Raw genomic sequence first — 17,614 nt, forward strand, 5'->3', positions numbered from 1 at the left:
TCCAGGAGCTTGCGGGCACCCTCGACGCCCGGTTCGTACCGGCTCACAGCAGCGTCCACAGCACCGCGAACGGCAGCAGCACGAACGGCACCGCCCGGGTCCACACCGAGCGGCCGATGTCCGCCTCCCGCGCGAAGCCACGGTTCGCCAGGAGGACCAGGAACAGGACCAGCAGGCCGGACATGACGCCCAGGCCCAGCACGATGGGGCCGTTGTCCAGCGTGTCGTAGTCGCAGCTGCCCGTGAACCCGGGCGCGTAGGACTCCTCGATGCTGCCGCAGTCCATCGGCAGCCACTCGCTCAGCACCCACCACGCACACCCGAGCGGCGCGAGCGCGGGCAGCCCGAGCGCCAGGTTGGCCAGGACCGGGGCCGCCCACCGCGAGGGCCATCGGGGCGTCCCCGTGTCACCGGCCACGCGGCGCCCCCGTCGACCCGCGCACCATCAGCTCACCGCGCACCACGTCCACCCCGCCGGGCGGTTCCGCCTCGCGGCCCATCGCGATGCGGCCCGCCCGTGCCGCCGCCTCGGCCAGCGGGAGGCGGACCGTCGTCAGCGCCGGGACCGCGTCGACGCTGAAGGGCAGGTCGTCGAAGCCCGCCACCGACACGTCCTCGGGGATACGCAGGCCCGCCTTGCGCAGCGCCGCGCACGCGCCGAGCGCCATCGTGTCGTTCGCCGCGACCACGGCCGTCAACTCCGGGTCCTTCCGCAGTAGTTGTACCGTCGCCTCGTAGCCCGCCCCGCGGTCGTAGGGCGCGTGCGCCACTAGGCCGTCCGACTCCGTGACCCCGGCCTCGGCCAGCGCCTCCCGGTGGCCCTCCAGGCGGTGGCGGGTCGTGGTGCGCTCCTCGGGGCCCGCCACGTAGCCGATCCTGCGGTGGCCCAGGGTGAGCAGGTGGTGGGTGAGCTGCCGGGCGCCGCCCCGGTTGTCGAAGGTGAGCGCCGACGCGTCCGTGCCGGGTACGGGCGGCCGCCCGCACAGCACGACGCGGGTGCCCGCCTCCGAGAGCCGCCGCAGCTTGCCGGAGACGGCGGCGACGTGCGTCTCGTTCTCGATCGCGCCGCCGGTGAGGACGACCGCCGCGGCCCGCTGGCGCTGGAGCAGCGTCAGATACGTCAGCTCCCGTTCGGGTGAACCGCCCGTGTTGCAGACGACCGCGAGCCGTTCGCCGCCGGCCCGGCCGCCCGGACCGACGATCTCCGACTGCACGGCGGACGCCATGATCCCGAAGAACGGGTCCGCGATGTCGTTGACCAGGACCCCGACGAGGTCGGAGGTGGCGGCCGCGAGGGAGCTGGCGGGGCCGTTGAGCACGTAGTCCAGTTCGTCCACGGCCTTGAGCACGCGCTCGCGCGTGGCGGCGGCGACCGGATAGTTGCCGTTCAGCACGCGTGACACGGTGGCGGGGGACACCTGCGCGCGGGCGGCCACGTCCGCCAGGGTCACGGTCATCGAACCATCCTCCGTTGTTTCCGCCCTTGTCCGAGCGGCTGTGCAGAGGCTAGCTTCTTTCTACGTAGAAAGCGCTTGCTGTCGGCTCGTTCCGGGGTGCGGGCGCCGCCTGCCACCCGTAGCGAAGGACGAAGGGACTCACGTGACACGCAAGACGGTGCGCATCGCCATGAACGGTGTGACGGGGCGCATGGGCTACCGCCAGCACCTCGTCCGCTCCCTCCTCGCCCTGCGCGAGCAGGGCGGACTCGACCTCGGCGACGGCACGGTCCTCTGGCCCGAGCCGGTCCTCGTCGGCCGTCGCGAGCACGCCCTGCGCGCGCTCGCCGAGCGGCACGGCCTCCCGGCGGAGAACGTCTCGACCGACCTCGACGCCGTCCTCGCCGACGACTCGATCGACATCTACTTCGACGCGCAGGTCACCTCCGCCCGCGAGGAGGCGCTGAAGAAGGCGATCGCCGCGGGAAAGCACCTCTACACCGAGAAGCCCACCGCCACCGACCTCGCGGGCGCCCTCGACCTGGCCCGGCTCGCCAAGGACGCGGGGATCAGGTCCGGCGTCGTCCAGGACAAGATCTTCCTGCCGGGGCTGCTCAAGCTGAAGCGCCTCATCGACGGCGGCTTCTTCGGCCGCATCCTGTCCGTGCGCGGCGAGTTCGGCTACTGGGTCTTCGAGGGCGACTGGCAGGAGGCGCAGCGCCCGTCCTGGAACTACCGGGCCGAGGACGGCGGCGGCATCGCCGTCGACATGTTCCCGCACTGGGAGTACGTGCTCCACGAGCTGTTCGGCCGCGTCACCTCCGTCCAGGCGCTGATCACCACCCACATCCCGCAGCGCTGGGACGAGAACGGCAAGCCCTACGACGCCACCGCCGACGACTCCGCGTACGGCGTCTTCGAGCTGGACGGCGGCGCCGTCGCCCAGATCAACTCCTCCTGGGCCGTCCGCGTCAACCGCGACGAACTCGTGGAGTTCCAGGTCGACGGCACGGAGGGCTCCGCCGTCGCGGGTCTGCGCAACTGCCGCGTCCAGCACCGCAGCGCCACCCCGAAGCCCGTCTGGAACCCGGACATCCCGGCCACGTACTCCTTCCGCGACCAGTGGCAGGAGGTGCCCGACAACGCCGAGTTCGACAACGGCTTCAAGGCGCAGTGGGAGCTGTTCCTCAGGCACGTCTACGCCGACGCGCCCTACCACTGGGACCTGCTCGCAGGGGCGCGCGGTGTCCAACTCGCCGAGCTGGGCCTGAAGTCGTCCGCCGAGGGTCGCCGCGTCGAGGTTCCGGAGATCACGCTGTGACGATCCGGCTTCCCGACGCCACCGGGGGCCTGCGGCCGTACGAGCCCCGCGCCACGCCCCTCGTCGTCGACGCGGGCGCGCCCCTCGCCTCCCGTGTCGTCTTCTCGGCCGCGCACGTCGTCGCCGACCCGTTCGCCGACACGAGCCCGGACTCACCGGCCGCCGTCGACTGGGACGCCACCCTCGCCTTCCGCCGCCACCTGTGGTCGCACGGGCTCGGCGTCGCCGAGGCGATGGACACCGCCCAGCGCGGCATGGGCCTGGACTGGGCGGGCGCCGCCGAACTCATCCGGCGCTCCGCAGCCGAGGCGAAGGCGGTCGGCGGCCGCATCGCGTGCGGCGTCGGCACCGATCAACTGGTCTTTTCTGCCGCGGACTTGGCGACCGTACGCGCCGCCTACGAGGAGCAGCTCGCCCTCGTCGAGGGGACGGGCGCGCAGGCCATCCTCATGGCGTCCCGCGCGCTCGCCGCCGTCGCCAAGGGCCCCGAGGACTACCTCGACGTCTACGGCCACCTCCTGCGCCAGGCCGCCGAACCCGTCGTCCTGCACTGGCTCGGCCCCATGTTCGACCCGGCGCTCGACGGCTACTGGGGCTCCGCCGACCTCGACGCCGCGACGGAGACCTTCCTGGAGGTCATCGCCGCCCACCCGGACAAGGTCGACGGCATCAAGGTGTCCCTGCTCGACGCCCGCCGCGAGGTGGAACTGCGCCGCCGCCTCCCCAACGGCGTGCGGTGCTACACCGGCGACGACTTCAATTACCCCGAGCTGATCGCCGGCGACGACCGCGGCTTCAGCCACGCGCTGCTCGGCATCTTCGACCCGCTGGGACCGCTCGCCGCCCAGGCCGTCCGCACCCTCGACACCGGCGACGAGAAGGGCTTCCGCGCCCTCCTCGACCCGACCGTCGAACTCTCCCGCCACCTCTTCCAGGCCCCGACCCGCTTCTACAAGACCGGCGTCGTCTTCCTGGCCTGGCTCGCGGGCCACCAGGACCACTTCACGATGGTCGGCGGCCTCCAGTCGGCCCGCTCGCTCCCGCACTTCGCGCGCGCCTACGAACTCGCCGACGGCCTCGGCCTGTTCCCGGACCCGCACCTCGCCGAGGCCCGCATGAAGAACCTGCTCGCCCTGTACGGAGTGACCTCATGAGCGCCGCCGCCGACCCCCGCTTCTCGATCAACCAGATGACGGTCAAGCAGCTCGGCCTGCCCGAACTCGTCGCCGCCTGCGCGGAGTCGGGCGTCCAGTACGTCGGCACCTGGCGCGAACCCGTCCAGGCGTACGGCGTCGAGGCGGCGGCCAAGCTCCTGGGCGACGCGGGCCTCAGCGTCTCCACGCACTGCCGCGGCGGCTTCCTCACCGGCATCGACGAGGCCGGGCGCAAGGCCGCGATCGAGGACAACAAGCGGGCTGTCGGGGAGGCGGTGACCCTCGGCGCGGACGTCCTCGTCCTCGTCTCGGGCGGCCTCCCGGCCGGTTCATACGATCTCGCCGGCGCCCGGGAACGGATCGCCGACGCGCTCGCCGACCTCGCCCCCTACGCCGCCGACCACGGGGTGCGGCTCGCCATCGAACCGCTGCACCCCATGTTCGCGGCCGACCGCTGTGTCGTCTCGACGCTCGCCCAGGCCCTGGACATAGCCGAACGCTTCCCCGCGCACCAGGTCGGCGTCTGCGTGGACACGTACCACGTCTGGTGGGACGACCAGGCGCCCGCGCAGATCGCGCGGGCCGGGGCGCAAGGACGTATCGCCATGTTCCAGCTCGCCGACTGGGTGACGCCGCTGCCCGAGGGCGTGCTCAACGGGCGCGGCCAGCTCGGCGACGGCTCGGTCGACATGCGGTACTGGCGCGGCCTCGTCGAACAGCAGGGGTACGCCGGGCCCATCGAGGTCGAGCTGTTCAACGACGGCCTCTGGGCGCGGGACGGGCGCGAAGTCCTCGCGGAGACGGCGCGCCGATTCACGGAACACGCCTGCTGACCCGCGCTTCTGGGGTGCCGGGAAAATCCCGGGAAGAAAACGCTCCGCATCCGTACAACCATCCGCGCCCATCGCGGGTCTAGCGTGCGTCGGGATGTCCGGAGGGGGATCCGGGGGGATCGAGGACGTTCCGGCGCAGGAGGGGAAGGCCCGAGGGGCCCGGTCGGTGTACCGGGCCCCTCGGGCATTTCACCGCTCGCGTTCCGGACGGGTCAGAAGAAGACGCCGCAACGCAGCAGCACGTTCGCGTACGGCCGCGCCTCCCCGGTCCGCACGATCAGGCGGGCGCCGCCGGACAGCGACTTCAGCTCCTCGTGCGAGACGAAGCCGAGGGACGGCACCCGCTCGCCGAGCAGCTCGGCCGCCGCCGGGTTCGCGGTCCGCACCTCGTGCGCGGCCGTGCCCGCCTCGACCACCAGCTCGTCGAGGAGCCCGTCCAGGATTTCCGCGAACGACGGCACCCCGGCCCGGAAGGCGAGGTCGACGACGCGCGGCCCGGCCGGGATCGGCATCCCGGCGTCGCATATGAGCACGCCGTCACCGTGCCCCAACTCGGCCAGGGCGCCTGCCAGATGACGGTTGAGGATGCCGGACCTCTTCACAGCGCCGCGACCTCTTCGGCCGTCGGGTACGACACCTGCGCGCCCTGCTTGGTGACGGCGGCGGCGCCGACCCGGGCCGCGTAGGCGGCGGCCTCCGCCAGCGACTCCCCGGTGCCGAGGCGCCAGGCGAGCGCGGCGGTGAACGCGTCACCGGCGCCCGTCGTGTCCACGGCCTTCACCTTCACCGACGCGACCCGGGACGAGCCCGACGCGTCGGCGACGAGCGCGCCCTCCGCGCCGAGCGTGATCACCACCGAGCGCGGGCCGAGCGCGAGCAGCGCCCGCGCCCAGTCCTCGGGCTCGCCCTTCGTGTCGGTGCCGAGGACCACGCGGGCCTCGTGCTCGTTCACGATGAGCGGGTCGCACGCGGCGAGGACCTCGTCGGGCAGCGGCGCGGGCGGCGACGGGTTGAGCACGAGCCGCGCCCCCTCCGCCACGCTCCGCGCGACCTCCGCGACCGTCTCCAGCGGAATCTCCAACAGCGTCGAGACGACCTTGGCCCCGGCGAACAGCTCGCCCGCCGCCCGTACGTCGTCCGGCGTGAGCCGCCCGTTCGCGCCCGGGGACACCACGATGCTGTTGTCCCCGGACGGGTCGACGGTGATCAGCGCGACCCCGGTCGGCGCCCCGCCGACGAGCACCCCGGACGTGTCGACGCCCGCCGCCTCCATCGACTCGCGCAGCAGGGTGCCGTGCCCGTCGTCGCCGACCCGCCCGAGCAGCGCCGTACGTGCGCCGAGCTTGGCGGCGGCGACCGCCTGGTTGGCGCCCTTGCCGCCCGGGTGGGTGACCAGGTCGGAGCCGAGGACGGTCTCCCCGGCGGCCGGGCGGCGGTCGACGCCCACCACCAGGTCGGCGTTGGCCGACCCGACGACGAGCAGGTCGTACGTGTTCATGCTGTGCCTTTCTTCGTACGTCACCGCAAAGGCTACGAGAACGTCACTGTCGTCCTTCGGGGAGCGTCACTGGAAGTCGCCGACGTTCTTCGCGGTGACGACCTTCACCGGCACCTTCACCGCGTCCGCGATCTTCTTGTCCTGGGCGGCCCGGATCGCGTTCTGCACGGCCATCTTGCCGAGCTCGCGCGGCTGCTGGGCGACGGAGGCGTACAGGGTGCCCGCCTTCACCGCCTTGAAGCCGTCCGGGGTGCCGTCGAAGCCGACGACGGCGACGGACTTGCCTGCCTTGGAGCCGAGCGCCTTGACCGCGCCGAGCGCCATCTCGTCGTTCTCGGCGAAGACACCGTCGATGTCGGGGTGCGACTGGAGCAGGTTCGTCATGACGTCCAGGCCCTTGGTGCGGTCGAAGTCCGCGGGCTGCTTGGCGGCGACCTTGATGCCCGGGAACTCCTTGAGCCCGGCGGCGAAGCCCGCGCCGCGCTCACGGCTGGCGGACGTACCGGCCTGGCCCTGCAGGATGACGATGGTGCCCTTGCCGCCGAGCTTCTCGGCGAGGGTCTTCGCGGCCTGCTTGCCGCCCGCGACGTTGTCGGAGGCGACGAGCGTCGCCGTCTCCGCCTTGTTCACGCCGCGGTCGGCGGCGACGACGGGGATGTCGGCGTCGTTGGCGCCGCGCACGGCCGGGCCGATGGCGTCGGAGTCGACCGGGTTGACGATGACCGCGCCGAGCCCGGTGCTGGTGAAGTTCTGCACTTGGTTGGCCTGCTGCGAGGCGTCGTTCTGCGCGTCGGTGACGGTCAGCTTCACGCCCTGCTTCTTGGCCTCGGCCTGCGCGCCCGCCCGCATCTCGGTGAAGAACGGGTTGTTGAGCGTGGAGACCGCCATGCCCAGCTTGAGGTCCTTCTTGGCGTCGGACGACGAGCCGTTGTTCCACAGCGCGAGCCCGCCGACGATCGCCGCCGCGACGACGGCCGCGATCAGGTACTGCATCTTCTGCTTGGGCCCCCCGGACCCGGCACCGGCCGCGGTCGGCGTGGCCCCGGCCTTGCGGCGCACCGTGTCGAGCAGCACGGCGAGGGCGATGACGACGCCGATGACGACCTGCTGCCAGAACGCGGAGACGGAGAGCAGGTTGAGCCCGTTGCGCAGCACGGCGAGGATCAGGGCGCCGATGAAGGTGCCCGACGCCTTGCCCGTACCACCGGCGAGGGAGGCGCCGCCGATGACGACGGCGGCGATGGCGTCCAGCTCGTACCCCTGCGCGGCCTGCGGCTGCGCGGAGGCGAGACGGGAGGCGAGGACGATACCGGCGACGGCCGCGAACAGCCCGGACAGACCGTAGATGACGAGCTTCTGCCGCTTGACGCGAAGCCCGGAGAGACGGGCGGCTTCCTCGTTGCCGCCGATGGCGTACATGGAGCGCCCGATGAACGTACGCCCGAGGACGACAGCGGTGACGATTCCCACCACGACCATCACGATGACCGGCACCGGCAGCCAGCCGCCGAGCGTGTCACCGAGGTGCGAGACGGAGTCGGGGAACGGAATGGGGCTGCCCTGCGAGATCACCAGCGAGAGCCCGCGCCCGACCGACAGCATCGCGAGCGTCGCGATGAACGGCGGCAGCTTCCCGTACGAGATGAGCGCGCCGTTGACGAGCCCGCAGGCCACGCCGGTGACGACGGCGAGGAGTACGGCTATGACGACCGGCACCCCTTCGTTCGTGGCGGCCCAGGCGAGGACGGTCGCGGAGAGCGCGGCCACCGAGCCGACGGACAGGTCGATGCCCGCCGAGACTATGACGAAGGTGACGCCGAACGCGAGGATGGCGGTCACGGCCGCCTGCACGCCGACGTTCAGCAGGTTCGTGGTGGTCAGGAAGTCGCCGGACAGCAGCGACATCACGATGACGAGGACGACGAGCGCGGTCAGCGCGCCGTTGTCGAGGAGCAGCCGCAGCAGGCTCCCGTTGTTCTTGGCCTGTGTCTTCTTGAGCGTGTCAGTGGTCACGGGAGCCCTCCTCCTCGAAGGCGCTGTGCTGCTGGTTACTGAGCTGCTGGTTGCTGACGGCGAGCGCCATCACGGAGTCCTGGGTGGCGTCCTCGGCGGCGAGTTCACCGGCGATACGGCCCTGCGCCATCACGAGCACCCGGTCACTCATGCCGAGCACCTCCGGCAGATCGCTGGAGATCATGAGGACGGCGTGCCCGGCGGCGGTCAGCTCGTTGACGAGCTGGTAGATCTCGACCTTGGCGCCGACGTCGATGCCGCGCGTCGGCTCGTCGAGGATCAGCACCTTGATGTCGGCGAGCAGCCACTTGCCGATGACGACCTTCTGCTGGTTGCCGCCGGACAAGGTGCGCACATGCTGGCCGAGCCCGGCCATGCGCACGCCCAGCTGACCGGCGATCCGCTCGGCGGCGGTGTGCTGCCCCTTGAGGTCGACGAACCCGCCACGGGACGCGGTCCGCATGGTGACGAGCCCGAGGTTCTCCTCGACCGATTGGTCGAGGACGAGCCCCTGCCCCTTGCGGTCCTCGGGCACGAGCCCGACGCCGGCGGCCATGGCGGCGTTCACGTCGTGCCGGGGGAGCCGGGCCCCGCCGACCTCGACGCTGCCCGCGTCGTAGGGATCGGCTCCGAAGACGGCCCGGACGACTTCCGTCCGTCCCGCGCCGACGAGCCCGGCGATGCCGACGACCTCACCGGCCCGCACCTCGAAGCTCACGTCGTGGAAGACGCCGTCGCGGCTGAGCCCCTCGACCTTGAGGAGCGCGGCACCGGTCTCGGGCCGCTCCCGCGGATACTGCTGCTCGATGGAGCGCCCCACCATGAGCCGCACCAGCTCGTCCTCGGGGGTGGAGGCGGGCACCTGGCCCACACTCCGCCCGTCGCGGATGACGGTGACCCGGTCGCCGAGAGCGGCGATCTCTTCCAGGTGGTGGGTGATGAAGACGATCCCGACGCCGTCCTCGCGCAGCGCGCGCACGATGGCGAAGAGCTTCTCCACCTCCTCGGAGGTGAGCACGGCCGTCGGCTCGTCCATGATCAGAACGCGGGCGTCCAGGCTGAGCGCCTTCGCGATCTCCACCATCTGGAGCCGGGCGATGCCGAGTTCACGCACACGCGCGCGTGGCGACACATTCACGCCCACGCGCGCGAGGAGCGCCTCGGCGTCGGCGTCCATCTTCTTGCGGTCGATGAGACCGAAGCGGCGCGGCTGGCGCCCCAGGAAGATGTTCTCGGCCACGGTCAGATCGGGGACCAGGTTGAACTCCTGGTAGATCGTGGCGATGCCGAGCCGTTCGGCGTCCTGCGCACCATGGATACGGACCTGCTCGCCGCCGACCGTGATGCGGCCGGCGTCGGGCGTGTAGGCGCCGGAGAGCATCTTGATCAGCGTGCTCTTCCCGGCCCCGTTCTCGCCGAGCAGGACGTGCACCTCGCCCCGGCGCAGCTCGAAGTCGACGCTGTCGAGCGCGACCACGCCGGGGAAGGTCTTCCGTATCCCTTCGATACGCAGCAACTCGTCCGGGTTGCTCACCGGTTGCTCCTCTCCGTTGAGGTAGGCGTTTCTGGCTTGTTGGCGGTTGGTGGCTCTCCGCACGAGCGCCGTACGACGAGGTGGGCGGGGAGTGTGAGGGAGTCGGCCGCCCGCCCCTCGATGCGCTCGACGAGCGCGCGCACGGCGGCCCGCCCCAGCTCCGTGGTCGGCTGAGCGATCGCCGTGACCGGCGGATCGGTGTGCACGAACCAGGGGATGTCGTCGAACGCGGCGAGCGCGATGTCGTCCGGGACGCGCATCCCGCGCGCGCGGATGGCGTCGAGCGCGCCGAGCGCCATCAGGTTGTCGGCGGCGAACACGACCTCGGGCGGCTCGGGAAGGTCGAGGAACCCGTCGGTCACGCGGCGCCCGCTGCCCGCCTGGAAGTCGCCCTGCCCTATGTACGCGTCCGGCAGCTCGATCTCGTACGAGGCGAGCGCCTCCCGGAACGCGGCGACGCGCTCACTGCCCGTCGTGGTCGCGGCAGGGCCCGCGATGATGGCGAGCCGCCGGTGCCCGAGCACGTGCAGATGGGCGACGAGGTCCCGGACGGCGCCCTGCCCGTCCGACCGCACGACGGGAACGTCGACCCCCGGGATCCACCGGTCGACGAAGACCATCGGGGTGCCGCCGCGCGCGGCGTCCAGCATCAGCGGGGACCCGCCGTCCGTGGGCGACACGAGCAGCCCGTCGATCCGCCGGTCGAGGAGAGTCCGTACGTGATGATCCTGCAGGTCGGGCCGCTCGTCGGCGTTGCCGATGATCACGCTGTACCCGAGGGCACGGGCCTCCTCCTCGACGGAGCGGGCCAGCTCGGTGAAGTAAGGGTTCAGCACGTCACTGATGACGAGACCCAGGGTCCGGGTCTGATCGGTGCGCAGGGAACGGGCGACGGCGTTGGGCCGGTAGCCGAGGGCGTCCACGGCGGCCATGACGCGGGTCCGCGCGTCCGGGCTGACGGACGGGTGACTGTTGAGAACCCGGGACACCGTGGCAACGGAAACCCCGGCCGCGGCCGCGACATCCTTGATGCTCGCCATCGCGTCGGCCACCTCCTCGTGGCTGCGTGGAATCGATTACATCGACCTTGCTCGGAGATTGGAATCGATTACATGAGCGGATGGCAAGAGGGGTTCCGGTTGTCGTGACCGGATCGTGATGAGCGTGACGGGGGCTGTGGGCGTCGGCCGGGGGTTGTCGGTGCCGCGTGCGATGGTTGAGGACGTACGACACGCACACGCATCCCCGCGAAATGGCGACGAACGGAGACCAGGACCGTGAACCACGCGCAGCTCACCGCACTAGGCCGCGCCCTGCGCCTGCTCGGGGAGCACGGGGACGCGCTCACCGGGGACACCTCGGACGCCAAGCTGCACGAGGTGCGCGGCGACGTGAAGAGGGCGCTGGAACTGCTCGACGACACGGTCACCGGCTCGGCGCCGACGACCCGCTGCCCCGAGCACCCCCAGGGCGCGGTCGACGAGTCGGCGCCCGACCTGTGCCTGCTCTGCGAGACCCGCCGCCGCCAGGCCCGCCGCTCCGAGTACGGCGGCGGCCCCGCGCCCCGCCGCGCCGACGAGCAGCCGGTGCTCTCCCGCTACGGCACCCGCGAGGACCGCCCCCAGCCCCAGCAGCGCTGGATCCCCGAGATGTGGAACGGCCAGGTCTGGCAACTGTGCGGCACCCCGCGCCACGACCGCCGCGAGGCGGACCTCTACCTGGCGGCCCAGCGCCGCCGCCCGGACGCGGCGATGGCGTACCGCCTGGTGCACGAGTTCACGGATTACGAGGTGGTGCGGGTGTGGGGGACGCCGGTGAAGGTGGACATGAAGCCGATGGGCGGCATCTGACCGCCCCGCCGAGCGCTACTTGTTCCGCTCCTCGGCGAGCGTGTACGCGACCAGCGCGTTGGCGTGCCCGTGCCCCAGGCCGTGCTCGGCCTTGAGCCAGGTGACCAGCTCCATGTGCTTGGTCAGCGGCGAGGACCGGATGAGTTCCTGCCAGTGCGATACGGGCTGCCCGTACGTCTTCTCGATGGAGGGGAAGTAGCTGGCGGGGCCCTTGGCGCTGGTGGTCATGGCGGCGTTCCTGTCGTCCGGGGCGCGGATGGTGTCACCGGGTATGACGTGCGGCCTGGGCGGAACTCATCGGGCCTGTGCTGTGATCCACGCCACGCCCGCGCCCTGCGCCTTCGTGGGCCCGCGTTCCGGCCTATGACGGTCGTCGGCTGAAGCGGCGGGGGTTCTTGTTCCACCGAGCCCCTGCCACGGTGCTGACCTGGAGAGGCCTAGAGCTAGTGGACTAGATTTGCCACATGCCTGAGCAGCCGCCCTACCTCCGCCTCGTCGATGAACTCCGGCAGCGGATCGCTGAGCGCGTGTGGGAGCCCGGAGACCGTCTGCCCTCCCGCGCGCAGATCGGGCAGGAGTGCGGCGTCGGGGAGAACGTGGTCCGGCGGGCGCAGGAGCTGTTGATCTCCCAGGGCGTGCTTGAGGGACGCGCAGGCTCGGGCACTTACGTCGCCGAACCCCGCCAACGAGTGCGGGTCGTGCGGTCGTCGGCTCGCGAGCAGCCCGGAGGGTCGCCGTTCCGCGCCGACATGCAGGCTGTCGGCAGGCAAGGAGATTGGGAAAGTCGCACCGACGCCAAGGTGCCGGCGCCCGCCGACATCGCGGCGCGGCTGGGCATCGGTGTCGGCGACCTTTGCGTCCGTACGTCGTATGAGTTCCTCGGCGACGGTCGCCCCGTGCAGCTCTCCACCAGTTGGGAGCCCTACGAGCTGACCTCCGGCACGCTCGTCGTCCTGCCCGAGGGTGGGCCACATGCCGGGTCAGGCGTCGTCAACCGCATGGCCGCTATCGGGATCACCGTCAGCCACGCCGTCGAGCAGCCCGAACCACGACAGGCCAGCGCCCAGGAAGCCGCACTGCTCGGCATCCAGAAGGCCGGGCTCGTCACCCACATCCGTCGCACGTACTACAGCGACCAGGGGCAGCCCGTGGAGACCGCGGACATCGTCGTACCCGCCGCTCACTGCGAGATCGTCTACGAGATCCCGATCAATCACCGCGGATAGGCGTTGTGCCTATTCCAGGTAGGCAGAGAGGAGGCGATGTTTGCGATCAGGCCAGGCGCGACTCCTACGACCAAGATGCTGGGCCCTCGGTAGCTCGCCCAGAAGGAGTGCTGTGCCCCTTCCACATACTCGCGCAGCCCTTGAACTGGTCGTCGATAGTCTTCTCAGTAGCGGCGGTAAGCGCATTACTGAAGTCGCCCGCCAGTTGGTCCTTCAACTGGTCTTTTCGATTCCTGAGTTCGTTGGAAAGTCCGCGACGCCACGCCTCCAGCGCGCCCATGCGCTGCTCAAGCGTCTGATTTCCGGCTGTCGGGTCCCCAGCGGCAGCGAAGGCAACAGCCAGGCCGGCCGAGGCGTACACGTGGCGAGGCCGCTTCAAGTAGCCAGCTAGGCGCTTCCCGGCGGATCGAATGTCTACGATGGTCGTGGCGATGCCGGCAATCTCGAAGAGCGCGGTGAGAGACCCCGAGGGTCACGGCGGTAGCCATGGGGCGCAGCGCCCGTGCCATGCAGGAAGGGTGACGTTCGCCCACCTGCTTGACGATTTTCGCGACGCACCTCCGAGACGGCGGCATGGACCGACGACGCGGATGGCTGGTGCAGCAAACTGGCTGTGAGGTGCTGTGCTGGCCAGCGGTGGCTGGAGGTTCTCAGTTGTCTGCGATCAGAACCTAAGGCTGTCAGTGGCCAGCTGTACGGTCCACCTATGACCGAGAGACCTACGACAGCTTGGCGAGAGGGCATAACGGAGGAGCAACGGAAGTTGGCCGACGGCACGTTGGATCCGGAGTGCGCGTGCATGGCCGAGCTGTTCCCCGAACGTCTGCTCAGCGTCACCGACAACGTCCTGGACGCGTTCGAAGCGGAGCTTCCGTCGCTCCAAGGCGCCTCCGACGAGCGCGTTTTCGCCGCCGTGGAGCGTGTTGTTCTGGCCTTGAACGCCATAAACGACGAGCACAACGGCGGCGCCTACGAGACGGACGAGCGTGAGCAGCTGTGCGACTACATCGACAAGGCTCTCACTGAGCAGGGACTCGATGTAGTCGCTCTGACCGCGCGACAAGGGTTGGGGCGCTACGAACTCACCGACAGGTGGCGCGACTGGTAGCGAAGCAACCGCCTTTCGAATGTGCGTCGAAATCGTCTCGTTATCAGCCGATCATTCACACTGACCAGGTCAGGCACTGCCCTCCCTGGCGCCACCTCAGCGCCTTCCAAGCGCTTGGCCGCAGGTTCGAGTCCGGCTGGGAGCTCTGCGCTCGACTCCGCTTCGGCGGTGGTGCAATGGGGCACGCCACCTGGGTGCTCTGAACCCCGTCCGCTCTTGGGTGCGAGCTGACCGGCCCTCCGACGTTTGGGGCTTGCGTCGTGCCAGGTCCATTCACCCCGATGGCCACAGACCTCAGTCGCCCACTCGCCCGCCCGGCCCCGCCTGCCCCGCGCCCGCCGTCGCCGCCACCAGGTCCAGCAACTCGGCCTCTAGCAAGACCAGTTCCTCCGGGACCGGCGTCTCATCCCGTACCGCCTGCGTCCGGCGCCAAGCCAGCGCCGCCTCCAGGAGCGGCCGGAGGCGGGGCCACCGCTCGGCCGTCCACTGCGCGGCCTGCGCCTTGTCCGCCAACTCGCCCGTGGTCAGCGTCCGCAGGGCCCGGCACGCCGTCAGGATCAGGTACGCGTGGCCGCCCCGGTGCCGTACCCGCGGCGCCCAGTCCCGCAGCCCCGCGACGGAGTCGATCAGCGCGGTGCGCACCTCGTCCGGCTGCGCAGCGGCCAGCGTCTCCCGTGCCGGGCGGCCCGCCAGTGTCAGGCCCGTCTCGCGGACGAGGGCCCGGGTCAGCGCCCAGCGGGGCAGCACGCGCGCGGTGTGCGGGGGTTCGCCGGGGGAGACGACGAGGAGGGGTTCGAGGAGGCTTCCGGCGAGCGCGGGGGTCGGCGCGAAGGTCAGGTCGAGCCGGTCACGGAACCCGGGGTGCGCCCGCAGGACCCGCGCCTCGACGGCCCGCAACTCGTCGACGCCGAAGCCGAGTTCGGAGCCCTCCACCCCCACCAGTACGTCGACATCGCTCACCCCCCGCTCGAACGACCCCGTCACCACCGACCCGTACAGCCACACCCCGACCACCCGCTCGCCGACCACCGGCGCCACCGCCGTCAACAGGTCGGGCAGCAGCCGCCGCACACTGACCGGCACCCCGCCGGTCGTACCAGCCCCGCTCATCTCAACCATCCCCGCACCCTAGGTCAGCCTCGAAACACCCGGCGGGCGCCACGATGTCGTACCCCACCGATACCGTCGGATCATGGCGAAGCAGCAGGCGCAGGGCGGTCAGGGCGGCGCCCGGCCCATGGCGGTGCTCGAGGGGGTTCTCGAGCGGATCACGTATGCCAATGAGGACACGGGATACACCGTCGCCCGCGTGGACACCGGCAGAGGCGCCGGCGACCTGCTGACCGTCGTCGGCTCGCTGCTCGGCGCGCAGGCGGGGGAGTCGCTGCGGATGGAGGGCCGCTGGGGCTCGCACCCTGAGTACGGCAAGCAGTTCACCGTGGAGAACTACACGACAGTCCTCCCCGCCACCATCCAGGGCATCCGCCGCTACCTCGGATCCGGCCTGGTCAAGGGCATCGGCCCCGTCTTCGCCGACCGCATCACCCAGCACTTCGGCCTGGACACCCTCGACATCATCGAGCAGGAGCCGAAGCGGCTCATCGAGGTGCCGGGCCTCGGTCCCAAGCGGACCAAGAAGATCGCCGACGCGTGGGAGGAGCAGAAGGCGATCAAGGAGGTGATGGTTTTTCTGCAGAGCGTCGGGGTGTCCACCTCCATCGCCGTGCGGATTTACAAGAAGTACGGGGACGCGTCGATCGGCGTCGTACGCAACCAGCCCTATCGGCTCGCCTCCGACGTGTGGGGCATCGGCTTCCTCACCGCCGACCGCATCGCCCAGTCCGTCGGCATCCCGCACGACAGCCCCGAGCGCGTCAAGGCCGGTCTGCAATACGCCCTCTCCCAGTCCACCGACCAGGGGCACTGTTTCCTCCCCGAGGAGCGGCTCATCGCCGACGCCGTCAAGCTGCTCCAGGTCGACACCGGGCTCGTCATCGAGTGCCTGGCCGAACTCGCCCTCCCCGACGAGGACTCCGGCGAGCCCGGCGTCGTACGGGAACAGGTCCCCGGCGAGCACGGCGAATCCGTCACCGCGATCTACCTCGTCCCCTTCCACCGCGCCGAAATCTCCCTCTCCGCCCAGCTCAACCGCCTCCTCCGCACCGACAAGGATCGGATGCCCGCCTTCCGCGACGTGGTGTGGGACAAGGCGCTCACCTGGCTCGCCGGCCGTACGGGGGCCGACCTCGCGCCCGAGCAGGAGGAGGCCGTCAAGCTGGCGCTGACCCGTAAGGTCGCGGTGCTGACCGGCGGCCCCGGCTGCGGCAAGTCGTTCACCGTCCGTTCCATCGTGGAGCTGGCCCGCGCCAAGAAGGCGAAGGTGGTGCTCGCCGCTCCGACCGGGCGGGCCGCCAAGCGGCTCGCCGAGCTGACCGGTGCCGACGCCTCCACGGTGCACAGGCTCCTTGAGCTGAAGCCGGGCGGTGACGCCGCGTACGACAAGGACCGGCCGCTCGACGCCGACCTGGTCGTGGTCGACGAGGCGTCCATGCTCGACCTGCTCCTCGCCAACAAGCTGGTCAAGGCCGTCCCGCCCGGCGCCCACCTGCTCTTCGTCGGGGACGTGGACCAGCTGCCGAGCGTCGGCGCGGGCGAGGTGTTGCGCGACATGCTGGCCGAGGGCAGCCCCGTTCCGGCGGTCCGCCTGACCCGTATCTTCCGCCAGGCCCAGGAGTCCGGCGTCGTCACCAACGCCCACCGCATCAATGCCGGTACGCCGCCTCAGACCCAGGGACTCAAGGACTTCTTCCTCTTCGTCGAGGAGGACACCGAGGAAGCCGGGCGGCTGACGGTCGACGTGGCCGCCCGGCGCATCCCCGCCAAGTTCGGGCTCGATCCGCGCCGTGACGTCCAGGTGCTCGCCCCGATGCACCGCGGCCCGGCCGGCGCGGGCACGCTGAACGGACTGCTCCAGCAGGTGATCACCCCGGGCCGCCCGGAGCTGCCCGAGAAGCGGTTCGGCGGCCGGGTCTTCCGGGTGGGCGACAAGGTCACGCAGATCCGGAACAACTACGAGAAGGGCGCCAACGGCGTCTTCAACGGCACGGTCGGCGTCGTCACCTCCCTCGACGCCGACGAGCAGAGGCTGACGGTCCTGACGGACGAGGACGAGGAGGTGCCGTACGACTTCGACGAGCTGGACGAGCTGACGCATGCCTATGCCGTCACGATCCACCGCTCGCAGGGCAGCGAGTACCCGTGTGTCGTGATCCCGGTCACGACCGGGGCCTGGATGATGCTCCAGCGGAACCTGCTCTACACGGCGGTGACCCGTGCGAAGAAGCTGGTGGTCCTGGTCGGTTCGCGCAAGGCTCTAGGTCAGGCGGTGCGCACGGTTTCGGCGGGCAGACGCTGTACAGCACTCGATTTCCGGTTGGCAGGGTCAACCGTTCAAGAATTTTGATCGATCAAATTCGTCGCAAAGCTCACACGGCACTTCCGGAACCAGGGCGAAGGGGGCAGGATGAGCAGGTTGGCGGCACTCAGTGCCGTCAATAGGCCCAATGGACGACCCCGAGTGCACTCTGCTGGGCCAAGTGGGGGATGGTAGAGACAGTCAGGGCACCTCGAAGAAGAGGCAC

General features: G+C 70.7%; 16 protein-coding genes. 7 read left to right on the forward strand and 9 right to left on the reverse strand.

Going from position 1 to position 17,614, the window contains the following annotated elements; translation table 11 throughout:
• Window positions 1-43: 43 nt before the first annotated feature.
• The gene (locus C1N81_RS28900) at window positions 44-418 is read right to left on the reverse strand and encodes a hypothetical protein (protein WP_394433906.1); all 375 of its coding nucleotides are present in this window, start codon (window positions 416-418) and stop codon (window positions 44-46) included.
• Entirely contained in the window at window positions 408-1,457 is a 1,050-nt protein-coding gene (locus tag C1N81_RS28905; RefSeq protein WP_394433908.1) for a LacI family DNA-binding transcriptional regulator, read from the reverse strand. The genes C1N81_RS28900 and C1N81_RS28905 overlap by 11 nt, the downstream gene beginning before the upstream one ends.
• Window positions 1,458-1,599: 142 nt before the next feature.
• Here C1N81_RS28905 and C1N81_RS28910 point away from each other — a divergent pair, with 142 nt between their 5' ends.
• Genes C1N81_RS28910 through C1N81_RS28920 form a run of 3 tightly spaced genes read left to right on the forward strand, consistent with a single transcriptional unit; the run spans window position 1,600 to window position 4,744 of the window.
• Entirely contained in the window at window positions 1,600-2,757 is a 1,158-nt protein-coding gene (locus C1N81_RS28910; protein ID WP_394433910.1) for a Gfo/Idh/MocA family protein, read from the forward strand.
• Window positions 2,754-3,911, forward strand: coding sequence for a dihydrodipicolinate synthase family protein (locus tag C1N81_RS28915; protein ID WP_394433912.1), 1,158 nt, complete (start codon window positions 2,754-2,756; stop codon window positions 3,909-3,911). The genes C1N81_RS28910 and C1N81_RS28915 overlap by 4 nt, the downstream gene beginning before the upstream one ends.
• Window positions 3,908-4,744, forward strand: a complete 837-nt coding sequence (locus tag C1N81_RS28920; RefSeq protein WP_394433914.1) for a sugar phosphate isomerase/epimerase family protein — start codon at window positions 3,908-3,910, stop codon at window positions 4,742-4,744. The genes C1N81_RS28915 and C1N81_RS28920 overlap by 4 nt, the downstream gene beginning before the upstream one ends.
• A 212-nt stretch (window positions 4,745-4,956) precedes the next feature.
• Here the strand turns inward: C1N81_RS28920 and rbsD are convergent, their stop codons facing one another.
• The 5 genes from rbsD to C1N81_RS28945 form a co-directional block, all read right to left on the reverse strand.
• Window positions 4,957-5,346, reverse strand: a complete 390-nt coding sequence (gene rbsD / locus C1N81_RS28925) for a D-ribose pyranase (protein WP_394433916.1) — start codon at window positions 5,344-5,346, stop codon at window positions 4,957-4,959.
• Window positions 5,343-6,242, reverse strand: coding sequence for a ribokinase (locus C1N81_RS28930; protein WP_394433918.1), 900 nt, complete (start codon window positions 6,240-6,242; stop codon window positions 5,343-5,345). Before C1N81_RS28930 ends, rbsD begins: the two co-directional genes overlap by 4 nt.
• 66 nt (window positions 6,243-6,308) lie before the next feature.
• The gene (locus tag C1N81_RS28935) at window positions 6,309-8,255 is read right to left on the reverse strand and encodes an ABC transporter permease/substrate-binding protein (RefSeq protein ID WP_394433920.1); all 1,947 of its coding nucleotides are present in this window, start codon (window positions 8,253-8,255) and stop codon (window positions 6,309-6,311) included.
• Window positions 8,245-9,789 carry a sugar ABC transporter ATP-binding protein gene (locus C1N81_RS28940; protein ID WP_394433922.1) on the reverse strand — a complete coding sequence of 515 codons (1,545 nt, stop codon included), beginning with the start codon at window positions 9,787-9,789 and terminating at the stop codon, window positions 8,245-8,247. The genes C1N81_RS28935 and C1N81_RS28940 overlap by 11 nt, the downstream gene beginning before the upstream one ends.
• Window positions 9,786-10,829 (reverse strand): LacI family DNA-binding transcriptional regulator, encoded by a 1,044-nt coding sequence (locus tag C1N81_RS28945; RefSeq protein WP_394433924.1) that lies wholly within the window; start codon window positions 10,827-10,829, stop codon window positions 9,786-9,788. Before C1N81_RS28945 ends, C1N81_RS28940 begins: the two co-directional genes overlap by 4 nt.
• 237 nt (window positions 10,830-11,066) lie before the next feature.
• Between C1N81_RS28945 and C1N81_RS28950 the strand changes: the two genes are divergently transcribed.
• The gene (locus C1N81_RS28950; RefSeq protein ID WP_394433926.1) at window positions 11,067-11,639 is read left to right on the forward strand and encodes a hypothetical protein; all 573 of its coding nucleotides are present in this window, start codon (window positions 11,067-11,069) and stop codon (window positions 11,637-11,639) included.
• A 15-nt stretch (window positions 11,640-11,654) separates the two neighbouring features.
• Here the strand turns inward: C1N81_RS28950 and C1N81_RS28955 are convergent, their stop codons facing one another.
• On the reverse strand, window positions 11,655-11,867 hold the full coding sequence (locus C1N81_RS28955; RefSeq protein ID WP_394433928.1) for a DUF4287 domain-containing protein: 213 nt from the start codon (window positions 11,865-11,867) through the stop codon (window positions 11,655-11,657).
• Between the two features lie 236 nt (window positions 11,868-12,103).
• Between C1N81_RS28955 and C1N81_RS28960 the strand changes: the two genes are divergently transcribed.
• Together C1N81_RS28960 and C1N81_RS28965 are read left to right on the forward strand one after the other, a co-directional pair.
• Window positions 12,104-12,865, forward strand: a complete 762-nt coding sequence (locus tag C1N81_RS28960; RefSeq protein WP_394433930.1) for a GntR family transcriptional regulator — start codon at window positions 12,104-12,106, stop codon at window positions 12,863-12,865.
• 763 nt (window positions 12,866-13,628) lie between these two features.
• Window positions 13,629-13,973 carry a hypothetical protein gene (locus tag C1N81_RS28965; RefSeq protein ID WP_394433932.1) on the forward strand — a complete coding sequence of 115 codons (345 nt, stop codon included), beginning with the start codon at window positions 13,629-13,631 and terminating at the stop codon, window positions 13,971-13,973.
• A gap of 294 nt (window positions 13,974-14,267) precedes the next feature.
• Here the strand turns inward: C1N81_RS28965 and C1N81_RS28970 are convergent, their stop codons facing one another.
• Window positions 14,268-15,092 carry an aminoglycoside adenylyltransferase domain-containing protein gene (locus tag C1N81_RS28970; RefSeq protein ID WP_394433934.1) on the reverse strand — a complete coding sequence of 275 codons (825 nt, stop codon included), beginning with the start codon at window positions 15,090-15,092 and terminating at the stop codon, window positions 14,268-14,270.
• A gap of 73 nt (window positions 15,093-15,165) precedes the next feature.
• On the opposite strand from C1N81_RS28970, the gene C1N81_RS28975 reads away from it, so the two are divergent.
• Window positions 15,166-17,436 (forward strand): SF1B family DNA helicase RecD2, encoded by a 2,271-nt coding sequence (locus C1N81_RS28975; protein WP_394433936.1) that lies wholly within the window; start codon window positions 15,166-15,168, stop codon window positions 17,434-17,436.
• Window positions 17,437-17,614: the final 178 nt, after the last annotated feature.

The organism is Streptomyces sp. SGAir0957, from assembly GCF_043523415.1.

Coding starts and splice junctions, on each gene's coding strand:
- C1N81_RS28905 (WP_394433908.1), bottom strand. CDS start 1,457: ATGACCGTGACCCTGGCGGACGTGGCCGCCCGCGCGCAGGTGTCCCCC.
- C1N81_RS28920 (WP_394433914.1), top strand. CDS start 3,908: ATGAGCGCCGCCGCCGACCCCCGCTTCTCGATCAACCAGATGACGGTC.
- C1N81_RS28930 (WP_394433918.1), bottom strand. CDS start 6,242: ATGAACACGTACGACCTGCTCGTCGTCGGGTCGGCCAACGCCGACCTG.
- C1N81_RS28945 (WP_394433924.1), bottom strand. CDS start 10,829: ATGGCGAGCATCAAGGATGTCGCGGCCGCGGCCGGGGTTTCCGTTGCC.
- C1N81_RS28955 (WP_394433928.1), bottom strand. CDS start 11,867: ATGACCACCAGCGCCAAGGGCCCCGCCAGCTACTTCCCCTCCATCGAG.
- C1N81_RS28960 (WP_394433930.1), top strand. CDS start 12,104: ATGCCTGAGCAGCCGCCCTACCTCCGCCTCGTCGATGAACTCCGGCAG.
- C1N81_RS28970 (WP_394433934.1), bottom strand. CDS start 15,092: ATGGTTGAGATGAGCGGGGCTGGTACGACCGGCGGGGTGCCGGTCAGT.
- C1N81_RS28975 (WP_394433936.1), top strand. CDS start 15,166: ATGGCGAAGCAGCAGGCGCAGGGCGGTCAGGGCGGCGCCCGGCCCATG.